This is a genomic window from Nocardiopsis protaetiae (assembly GCF_045446735.1).
Lineage (GTDB): Bacteria > Actinomycetota > Actinomycetes > Streptosporangiales > Streptosporangiaceae > Nocardiopsis > Nocardiopsis protaetiae.
On the sequence record NZ_JBJJBV010000281.1, the window covers coordinates 1 to 10,291 of the forward strand.

Below are 10,291 nucleotides of genomic sequence, written 5' to 3' on the forward strand. Positions count from 1 at the left end.
CAGCCTTCTCCTTTGCCGTGCTCGGCGCTTTTGAGGGCGGGAATGGGTTTCAGGGGGCGCAGTGGCCCCTCCGTCACAGTCCTCGCCCGCCCGTCGAGGATCGGAAGGTCCTCAACGGACGGCCCGGCCACAGACCGCTCCTCCGGAGCCTCCAGAGCCCCACCGGCGCCTCGCGGAACGTAACGATCAGGTGTGGACGCGGACGCTACCCGCGTAGTTGGCGGTGCGCACCGGGGTGACCCGCACGTTCAGGCCGCTGCGCGGCGCCTCCAGCATCATGCCGTCGCCCAGGTAGATCGCCACGTGCGAGATGTAGTCGGGCGCGGTGGGGTCCGACCGCCAGAAGATGAGGTCGCCGCGCTCCATGTCCTCGAAGGCGATGCGCTCGCCCGCGTTCCACTGGTCGTGGGTGACGCGCGGGATGTCCACGCCCGCCTCGCGGAACGCCCACTGGAGCAGGCCCGAGCAGTCGAACCCGACGCCCGGGGTGGTCCCGCCCCACACGTAGGGGACGCCCAGCTGCGACTCGGCGTGGGCGATGACCCGCTCGATGACCGTCGGCGGCACGGCGTCGCCGTCCACCGCCGGCTCGGGGGCGTCGCCCACCAGCTGGACCGACACCTCCTCGCCCAGCGCCTCGCCCAGGTCCTCGTACAGGTCCCACAGGTCGGCCTCGGGGGCCGACACCACCAGCGCGTTGCCCTCGGGCATGCCCAGCGCGGCGGCGGTCTCCCGGGAGACCAGGGCGTCGATCCCGGCGATGCCGGAGGTGGCGTGCGTCCACACCTCCAGCGGCACCTCGCCGCGGCCGCCGGTGACGGTGACGTCGCCGCCGACCTCCAGCTCCCGCTCGGTGCCGACGTCCTTGGACAGCGCGATGCGCCCCTCGGCGACGCCCTGCCAGATGTCGTCGGACTCGGCGGAGGGCTCGGGGGCGTGGTTGCGGAAGGTGGAGGGGTCCACGCCCAGCACGGACGTGGCCTGGTCCTCGACCAGGACCCGGGCGGCGTCCACGGTGAGCACGTGCTCGACGCCGTCGATCTCGCGGACCGCGTCCACGGCCGCGGCGGGCAGGGTCTTCTGGGCGACCACGAAGTATTCGATGCTGCGCGCCTCGCGGAAGGGGGCGACGTAGGCGCTGTGGTCCAGGTCGTCGGGGTCGGCGACCTCGGGGGAGGCGGTGGCCTGGGGGGCCGGGCGGGGGTCGCCCCCGCTGGGGGCGTCGGGGGAGACCTGTTCGCTGATGGGGGGTCGGTCCTCCACGACCGGGTCGGCCCAGGCCGGAGCCGCCCCGAACGCGGTGAAGGCGGCCACCAGGACCGCCGTGGTGCAAGCAGATCTACGGCTCCGCACGGGGATGTCTCACCCTTTCTCTGAACCACCCGGGGTGTGGGGGACCCCTACGGCGCGCGCCTTTCCGATGACGTTCCGAGTCCAAGAATGGGTGTACCTGGACACCTTTGCAAGAAGCCCACGCCGTCCGATATCGGACGTCCCGATATGGGCTGCTCAGGGGGTCATCGGGGTCGGGGGGTGCCTTCGTAGTCCTCTGTAACGGTCACGGCCAGGGGGAATCGTACCGGAGTGTCCCCGAACAGGACAGTGCGCGCCCGCTCCCGGGCGGCGTCGATCGCGTGAACGGCCTCCTGGGCGCGTTCCCGGGGCACGTGCAGCAGCACCTCGTCGTGCACGAAGAACACCACCGCCCCGGGCATCGACAGCCGCAGCGACGCCAGCAGCACCAGCGCCCACTCGGCGGCCCCGGCCTGCACCACGAAGTTGCGGGTGAACCGGCCGTGCGCCCGCCGCCGGCGCTCCCCGTCGGGCCCGGCCGTGCGCCGCTCCCACCCGGTGGGCCGGGGCGAGGTGCGGCCCAGCCAGGACCGCACCACCCCGCCCTGCTCCCCGGTGCGGGCGGCGGAGTCCACGTACTCCAGGGCGCGCGGGTAGTGGCGGCGCAGCAGCGCCAGCAGCGGGGCCGCGTCGCCGCCGGTCTGGCCGTACATGGCGGAGATCAGGCCGAGTTTGGCGCGGGCCCGGTCGTCGCCGGTGTGCACGGCCAGGCGGGCGTACAGGTCGTCCTCGGCGGCGGCCTCGGCCAGGGCGGTGTCGCCGGAGACGGCGGCCAGGACGCGCGGTTCCAGCTGCCCGGCGTCGGCGCGCAGCAGCACCCACCCGGGGTCGGCGCGCACGGCGCCGCGCACCGCCTTGGGGATCTGCAGCGCGCCGCCGCCCCGGGTGGCCCAGCGTCCGGAGACGACCCCGCCCACCACGTAGTCGGGGCGGAACCGGCCCAGGCGCACCCCGTCCGGGCCCGCCCGCTCGTCCACCCAGGTGTCCCGCCAGGCCCAGCCGTTGGCCGAGTGCAGCCGCGACAGCTCCTTGTAGCGCAGCAGCAGCGGGACCACCGGGTGGTCGACGGTCTCCAGCTCCCGGGCCCGGGTGGTGGCGACGGGGTGGCCGATCCACGCCATGGCCTTGAGGACCTGCGCCGGGGAGTCGGGGTTGACCTCGCGGCCGACGGCCTCGCCGATGCGGGCGGCCAGGTCGGCCAGCACCGGGGGGCGCCGGCCCGCCGGGGGCCGCGGGCCCAGCAGGTCGGTGAGGATGCGGTCGTGCAGGTCGGGCCGCCAGGGCAGGCCCTCGTGGGACATCTCGACGGCGGCCAGGGCCCCGGCCGACTCCAGCGCGGCCAGCAGGTCCATGCCGGGCGGCAGGGCGGCCAGGCGGCGCCGCTGGTCGGCGTGGACCTCGGCGAGGGCGTCCAGCCGGTCGGCGTCCGGGGGCAGGGTGGAGCGGTCGGCCTCGAACAGCGCGGGCTGGGCGGCCGCGCCCTCCCCCGCGGGCTCGTGGGGGTCGGCGGGCACCGGGCGGCCGTGCAGCCGGGACCAGGCGGCGCCCAGGGAGCGGGGTTCGCCGTGGCGGCCCTCGTGGCCGAGCAGCAGCGCCTCGACGAGCGCCGTGTCGTGGCAGCGCTCCACCCGCACCCCGGCGCGCACCAGGTCGGGGTAGAGGTCGCGGGTGTCGGCCCACACCCAGCGGGGCCGGTCGGCGGCGGTGCCGGCCTGCGCCTCGGCGGCGCGGACGGCCGCGGCGAGGTCGTCGACCCGCCGCTCCGGGCCGTCCCCGTCCAGCGGGCGCAACCGTCCGCCGCCCTCGCCGTCGGCGGCCACCGCGATCCTCATGGGTCCATTCTGGTCCCCGGTACCGACGATCGGCGGCCGACCGGAACCCGGCCCCGTCCTAACGGCTACCGGGCCGGACCACGTTCTCCAGGGGCTCGCCGGCCGCCCACCGGGCGAGCTGGGCGTCCATGAACGCGCGGGCGCGCGGGTAGAACGCCGCCGACCCGCCCGCCACGTGCGGGGTGACGAACACGCCGGGCGCGTCCCACAGCGGGTGGTCCGCCGGCAGCGGCTCGGGGTCGGTGACGTCGAGCGCGGCGCGCACCCGGCCGTTCTGCGCCAGCAGCGCCTCGGTGTCCAGCACCGGGCCGCGGCCCACGTTGACCACGAGCGCGTCATCGGGCAGCAGCGCGAACTCGGTGGCGCCGAACAGCCCGCGGGTGCGTTCGGTCAGCGGGGTGACCAGCACGACGATGTCCGCCTGGGGCAGCAGCTCGGGGAGTTCGGCCACGCCGTGCACGTCCTCCTCCGGCCGGGCCCGGCTCGCCACCCGCACGACCTCGGTCTCGAACGGCAGCAGCCGGCGTTCGATGGCCTGCCCGATGCTGCCGTACCCGATGATGACGACCCGCCGGTCGGCCAGGGAGCGCAGCGGCGCCGAACCCCACCGGTGCCCGTGCTGGGCGAGCGCCCACCGCGGCAGGTCCCGCTGGGCGGCCAGGATGAGCGACAGCGCGTGCTCGGCGGTGCTGGCGTCGTGCAGGCCGCGCCCGTTGCACAGGGTGACACTGTCGGGGATCAGGCCCAGCACGTGCTCGTACCCGGCCGAGGTCAGCTGGAGGACCTCCAGCTTCGGCATCCGGCCGATGATGTCCAGGCGCTCGTCGACGCCCTGGGTGGAGGGGGCGTAGGGCACCTGGTAGAAACCGACGTCGTCGAGCCCCTCCGGCGCCGGTCCCCCGGCGTAGATGTCCACCGTGAGCGCCCGCGGCGCGTTGCGGCGGTTCTCCTCCCACTGCACGAGTGCCCGGCCTGCCATGCGTGGTCCTCCCCCTCGGCGTACGTCCGCCGCCACGCTATACCTCCCGGGCCGTGTCCGGGCCGGTCAGCCCCCGGCCCCGGCCCCCGCGCCGTCCCCGCCCCCGCCGCGGTGCACGACGCCGCCGTCGCGCTGGGCCAGCTCGTAGCAGGCGACCGCGGCCGCCGCGGTGACGTTGAGCGAGTCGACGTCGCGGCCGGACATGGGGATGTGCACGCGGGCGTCGGCCCGCTCCAGCCAGCGCGCGGACAGCCCGTCGCCCTCGGTGCCCAGCAGCAGGCCCACGCCGCGTTCGGGTCCGACCCCGGCCAGCGCCGCGCGCAGCGGCAGGGAGCCCTCGCCGGGGGTGAGCGCCATCAGGTGGAACCCGGCGGCGCGCAGCTCGTCCAGGCCGCCGTACCAGTCGTCGAGCCGGGTGTAGGGCAGGGTGAACACGGCGCCCATCGACACCTTGACCGCCCGCCGGTACAGCGGGTCGGCGCAGCGCGGGGCCAGCACGACCGCGTCCACGCCCAGTCCGGCGGCGCTGCGGAAGATCGCGCCGACGTTGGTGTGGTCCACCAGGTCCTCCAGCACGACGATGCCGCGCGCCCCGGCCAGGACCTCCTTGAGGGAGGGCAGCGGCCTGCGGTGGAAGGCGGCCAGGGCGCCGCGGTGCAGGTCGAACCCGACCAGCCGCTCGGCGGTCTCCTCCGGCACCACGTACAGCGGGGCGTCGGCGACCAGCCCGGCCAGGGCCTCGGCGCGGCGCCGGGTGAGCAGGAAGCTGCGCGGGGCGTACCCTGCGGCCGCGGCCCGGCGGATGACCTTCTCCCCCTCGGCCATGAACAGGCCGTGCTCGGCCTCCAGGTGGCGGCGCAGGTTCACGTCCCGCAGCCGGGTGTAGTCGGCGAGCCGGGGGTCTTCGGGGTCGTCGATCTCGATGGCGTGCATGGACGACGATTATCCCCGCTCCCCGCTCCCCGGGGATCCCGCGGCGGCGCCGCGGGGCACCGGCCGGGGGGCGCTACATGATCTGGTCGGTGAGGGGGCGCAGCCGCTGCCAGCGGGCCTCCTCGCAGGAGCCCTTGCGGGTGAGCGTGGTCTCGACCTCGTAGCCCTCCCACACGCCCACGACCGTGGCCTCCTGCGGACCGTACAGCTTGTCGGTGCACACGGTGCCCTCGCTGACCTCGGTGAACAGCGATGCGCTGCCGGGCAGCGCGGCGGTGGTGGGCTCGGCCGGGACCCCGTCGATCGTCTCGGAGTCGGCCGCCTCCTCGGTGGGCTCGGTCCCCTCGCCGGAGCTGGGGTGCTCGGCGCTGCCCGCGGGCTCGCCGTGGAACTCGGCGGCGACGGCGGCCAGGTCGGCGCAGGCCTGCGCGTCCGCCTCGGCGTCGCCGGTGCACTCCAGGGTCTGCACCCAGGCGCGGTCGCGGTCGCTGACGTGGATCTCCAGTGTGCCGATCGGCCCGCGCGGCGCGCTCGCCTCGTCGCCGGCCGGCTCGGTGTCCAGCCCGGCCAGGTCGGGGCTCAGTGCGGTGGCGGCCTGCACGTCCTGCTGCGGCGGCAGCATCGACGGGCCGACGATCACGCCGTAGGCGACCGCGCCGGCGCAGCACGCGCCGGCGAGCAGAGCGGTGCCGAGCGATCCTCGGCGCCGGTGATCACGATCAAGGGACATGCGAAAACCCTCGGGGGTCGTCGGTCACGGGAGGTTCCGCGGTGTGCGCCGGCGGCCATGGGGAGTATGTGCCGGGGCGGACTCCTGCAGCGGGGCCTAAGCCTAACGGGAACACTGCTGTGCTCCCCGGTGAGCACGGTAACAAAGAGATCACCCCACTCGGGTCGGGGGAGACCGTCGTCGGCCGCGGGGGCGGAGCCGGTCCGGGTGCCCTCCCGTCCGGTCCCGCCGCCTCTTCCGTTCCCGCGTTACCAACGAGTAAGGTCCTGATGACAATGGCGGAGAGTGGCTCAGGTCATAGAGGCCGTAGGGTGTTATGAACCCTTTTCACCCTGTGTGACGCCACCGGGCGCGCGGTGGTTCGCTCTCCGGCCGTTCGAGGTGCCCGGCGCCGCACCCCGTGTCCCCGCCCCGTGTCCCTGTCCCCTGTCCGCGCCGACTCCCCCGCACCCCCCGCCGCGCCCCGTGGGGACCGGCCGCAGCAACGCCCCGGAGTGCCCGTGTCCAGTGGACGTCACCGACTTCCCTCACCGACCTTCGCGACGACCCGCCGGCTGGTGCGGTCGCCGCTGGGGATCAGCGCCGTCGTCGTAGCGCTCATCGTGGCGGCCGCGATCGCCGTCCCCCTCGGGATCGGCGCGCTCGGCTGCGGGGAGACCCGCTACCTGCGGGTGTCGGCCACCCAGAGCCTGGCCCCGATGCTGCGCGAGGCCGCGACCGAGTTCAACGCCGAGCGCCCCTCCTACAACGGGGACTGCGTGTACGCCCAGGTGGACGAGATCGCCCCGCACCGGATCATGACCGCCCTGGCCGGCGGCCCCGGCGCGGACTCCACCATCACCCCGCACGTGTGGGTGCCCGAGTCCTCCGCCTGGGTGGAGCTGACCCGCATGTCCGCCGGGGGCACCCACGGCATCGAGACCGACCCGCCCTCGCTGGCCTCCTCCCCCGTGGTGCTGGCCGCCCCGGAGGGGACCGAGGGCATGCCCGCCCCCGACGAGACCGACTGGACCGTGGTGCTGCCCGGCGAGCGCGATCCCTACCGGCCGCTGGTCATGGTGGACCCCAACCGCGGCGCCGACGGCATGACGGTGATGCACGCGGTGCGGCGCCACCTGGGCGGCGGGGACGCGGCCGACACCGCGATGACCGACTTCGTGCGCGACGTGCAGACCGACAGCGCGTTCGGCGAGATCGACCTGGCCACCTTCTTCACCGGGGCCGCCCGCGACGGGTCGCGCCCCGCCCCGGTGATCGTGGTCCCCGAGCAGGCGGTGGTGTCCTACAACGCGAACCGCTCCGGGACGGCGCCGCAGCTGCGGGCGCACTACCCGCGGGAGGGGACCGTCTCCCTGGACTACCCCTACGTCACCACCACCGACACCCCCGCCCTGCGTTCGGCCGCCGCCGACCTGTACGAGGTGCTGCGCGGCGACACCTACCGCGACCGCCTGCGGGAGCTGGGGTTCCGGGACCCGAACGGGGAGGCGTCCAGCGCCCTGGCGGCCCAGCCCGGGATCACCGCGACGGCCCCCCTGGTGCACGGCGACCTCACCGGCGACGCCCTGCTGGCCTCGGTCACCGACTGGAACCGGCTGTCCATGCCCTCCCGCACCCTGGTCCTGGCCGACGTCTCGGGCAACATGGCCCAGGACCTCAACGGCGACGACGGCCAGACCCGGATGGAGGCCGCCCGGCAGGCCGCGCTGATGGGCCTGGGCCTGTTCCCCGACGCCACCGACATGGGCCTGTGGCTGATGTCGGAGGAGTACGGGGAGTCCGGCCGCGAGGAGGCCGCCGACATGCACCGCCTGGGCGACGCCGAGGAGGGCCGGGAGGTCACCCGGCGCCAGGAGCTGATCGGGGTCGCGCAGACCATCGACGTGGAGGGCGGCGGCTCGCGGCTGTACGACAACATCCTGGCCGCCTACGACGAGGTCCAGGCCGTCTACCACGAGGACAAGATCAACAGCGTCATCCTGCTGACCGCCGGCCAGGACGAGGGGTCCAGCGACCTGTCGCACGGGGAGCTGGTGGCGGCCCTGCAGGACCGGTTCGACCCGGCGCGGCCGGTGAGCCTGTTCATCATCGCCTTCGGGGAGCAGGCCGACCGGGAGGAGCTGCGCGCCATCGCGGGGGCGACCAGCGGCTCGCTGTTCGTCACCGACGATCCGGACGAGATCGGCGACATCTTCCTCAGCTCGATCTCGCGCCGCCTCTGCGTCCCCAATTGCGACAATTGACGCGCTTTTCTCAGGTACGGACCAGGGGTATCCCCTCGCCGCCCCAGGGGATGCGGTCCGACCGAAAACGGTCTCGATTCCGTATCGGAATCGGTTTTCGGTCGAACCACTTCCCCGGAAGGCGGATGCCTCCCCCCGGACGGATCTCCCAAGGTGACGGGGGCTGCACGGGCGCGCGGCGCGCGTCACGCCCCCGCGCGACCGGAATGGACCGGTACACACCGTCTCCACCCGCTCCGGAAGGTTGAGTACCTTTCCCACCAGTAACACCCTTGCGGTCGGGCCGACGCCCTCCCGGTCCCGGCCCACCGATCCGCCCCGCACCGGCACCCGTACCGGTACCGGCGGACCACTCCAGTAACGGCACCATCCCCCTGGACGACTCTCGTCCGAACACACCACCCCGTGAGGAAAGCTGTGGGACGTCACCGCGGAAGATACGCAGAAGAACCCTCCGGTCGGTCCAGGCGCCGCCGCGGACGCGGCGGGGCCATCGCCGCCCTGGCCGCGGCCCTCGTGATCGTCGTCGGCCTGGCCGGCGTGGGCGTGTACATGTTCGGCAACTCCGGCGGCTGCGGCGGCTCCGACATCCGGCTGGACGTGGCCGTCAGCCCCGAGCTGGCGCCCGCCGTCGACGCGGTCGCCCGCGACTTCAACCTCACCGACACCGCCGTCGACGGCCGGTGCGTGCACGTCGAGGTCCGCCAGGTCGACTCGGCCAACGTCGCCTTCGGCATCACCGGCTCCGGCGCCACCATGGGCGACACCGACTCCGACGTGTGGATCCCCGACTCCTCGGTGTGGCCGCGCATGGTCCAGAACCAGTCCGGCGACGCCGTCCTCACCGACACCGGCACCTCCGTGGCCCGCAGCCCGCTGGTGGTGACCGAGCTCGCCGCCTACTCCGAGGCCACCGACGAGCCCGCCACCTGGATGGACGTCGTGCCGACCACCGCGCCCGGTGAGACGGCCGAGCGCACCGTCCGGGTCGTCGACCCGGCCCGCAGCTCCACCGGCCTGGGCACCCTCTACCTGCTGTCCGGGGCCCTGGAGGAGGCCAGCCCCGACACCGACACCTTCAACGCCGCCATGACCGCCGCCCTACAATCGCTGCACCGCGGCGCCTCCCCCGACGAGGAGGCCGCCTTCCTGGCCCTCAGCGGCGGCGGCGAGGAGGCCCCGCCCCTCATGGTGATGTCGGAGCAGGCCGCCTGGCGCTACAACTCCGCCTACGACGAGGCCTCCGTCCAGGTCGAGTACCTCGAAGGCGGCACCTACTACCTCGACTACCCCTACCTCGTCCGCACCGAGGACAGCCGCCTCACCCGCGCCGCCGAGGAGTTCCGCACCGCGATCCGCGCGGAGTCGGCGCGCGCCCACATCCTCGCCGAGGGGTTCCGCGGCCCCGAGGGCGAGATCGACGCCTCCGTGCTCAGCGGCGACCAGGGCTTCCGGGAGCTGCCCCCCGAGGAGCTGCCGACCCCCTCCGAGGGTTCGATCACCGAGCTGACCCGCACCTGGAACCAGATGAAGATGGACTCGCGCGTGCTCGCGATCGTCGACATCTCCGGGTCGATGCTGGCCGAGGTGCCCGGCACCGGGATGACCCGCATGCAGGTGACCGGCGCCGCCGCCACCCAGGGCCTGGAGATGTTCTCCCCCAGCTCTGAGCTGGGCCTGTGGAAGTTCTCCACCAACGTCAACAACAACCTGCACTACCAGGAGATCGCGCCGATCCGCGAGCTCCAGGCGACCGGGGACGACGGCACCGAGCACCGCGCCGTGCTGGCCCAGGCGCTGGCCGGCCTCCAGCCGCTGCCCCAGGGCGACACGGCGCTGTACGAGACCTACCTGGCCGCCTACCAGGAGATGTCGCGGACCTACCGGCCCGACCGCAACAACGTCATCTTGATGCTGACGGACGGGGACAACGACAACCCCGGCGGCCTGAAGCTGGAGGAGCTGCTGACGCAGATCGAGGCGATCGCCAGCCCGTCCCGGCCGATCCCGATCATCACCATCGCGTTCGGCCCCGACGTGCAGAACCTGGAGCCGCTCCAGCAGATCGCGGCGGCCACCGGCGGCGCCTCGTACATGACCGAGGACCCGACGGAGATCGGCGACATCTTCATCAAGGCGTTCTCGCTGCGCATCTCCGAGCCCACGAACTGACCGGGTCCCGGGGGCGCGGGCAGCGCAGGGACCGCACCTGAAGAAGGGG

The 10,291-nt window shown here is 74.1% G+C and carries 7 protein-coding genes; 2 read left to right on the plus strand and 5 right to left on the minus strand.

Going from position 1 to position 10,291, the window contains the following annotated elements; translation table 11 throughout:
- Nucleotides 1-186 precede the first annotated feature (186 nt).
- The 5 genes from ACJOT3_RS29085 to ACJOT3_RS29105 form a co-directional block, all read right to left on the minus strand.
- Entirely contained in the window at nt 187-1,353 is a 1,167-nt protein-coding gene (locus ACJOT3_RS29085; RefSeq protein ID WP_406976324.1) for a C40 family peptidase, read from the minus strand.
- Nucleotides 1,354-1,517: 164 nt separating this feature from the next.
- The gene (locus tag ACJOT3_RS29090) at nt 1,518-3,185 is read right to left on the minus strand and encodes a bifunctional 3'-5' exonuclease/DNA polymerase (RefSeq protein WP_406976325.1); all 1,668 of its coding nucleotides are present in this window, start codon (nt 3,183-3,185) and stop codon (nt 1,518-1,520) included.
- A gap of 58 nt (nt 3,186-3,243) precedes the next feature.
- Nucleotides 3,244-4,164: a 2-hydroxyacid dehydrogenase gene (locus ACJOT3_RS29095; RefSeq protein WP_406976326.1), complete on the minus strand. Its 921-nt coding sequence runs from the start codon at nt 4,162-4,164 to the stop codon at nt 3,244-3,246.
- A 66-nt stretch (nt 4,165-4,230) separates the two neighbouring features.
- Nucleotides 4,231-5,097 (minus strand): TrmH family RNA methyltransferase, encoded by an 867-nt coding sequence (locus tag ACJOT3_RS29100; protein ID WP_406976327.1) that lies wholly within the window; start codon nt 5,095-5,097, stop codon nt 4,231-4,233.
- 73 nt (nt 5,098-5,170) lie between these two features.
- The gene (locus ACJOT3_RS29105) at nt 5,171-5,827 is read right to left on the minus strand and encodes a hypothetical protein (RefSeq protein ID WP_406976328.1); all 657 of its coding nucleotides are present in this window, start codon (nt 5,825-5,827) and stop codon (nt 5,171-5,173) included.
- A 500-nt stretch (nt 5,828-6,327) separates the two neighbouring features.
- Here ACJOT3_RS29105 and ACJOT3_RS29110 point away from each other — a divergent pair, with 500 nt between their 5' ends.
- Complete coding sequence (locus tag ACJOT3_RS29110) at nt 6,328-8,070, plus strand: substrate-binding domain-containing protein (protein WP_406976329.1); 1,743 nt, start codon at nt 6,328-6,330, stop codon at nt 8,068-8,070.
- Nucleotides 8,071-8,487: 417 nt separating this feature from the next.
- Nucleotides 8,488-10,242 carry a substrate-binding domain-containing protein gene (locus tag ACJOT3_RS29115; RefSeq protein WP_406976330.1) on the plus strand — a complete coding sequence of 585 codons (1,755 nt, stop codon included), beginning with the start codon at nt 8,488-8,490 and terminating at the stop codon, nt 10,240-10,242.
- The last annotated feature ends 49 nt before the right edge of the window (nt 10,243-10,291 follow it).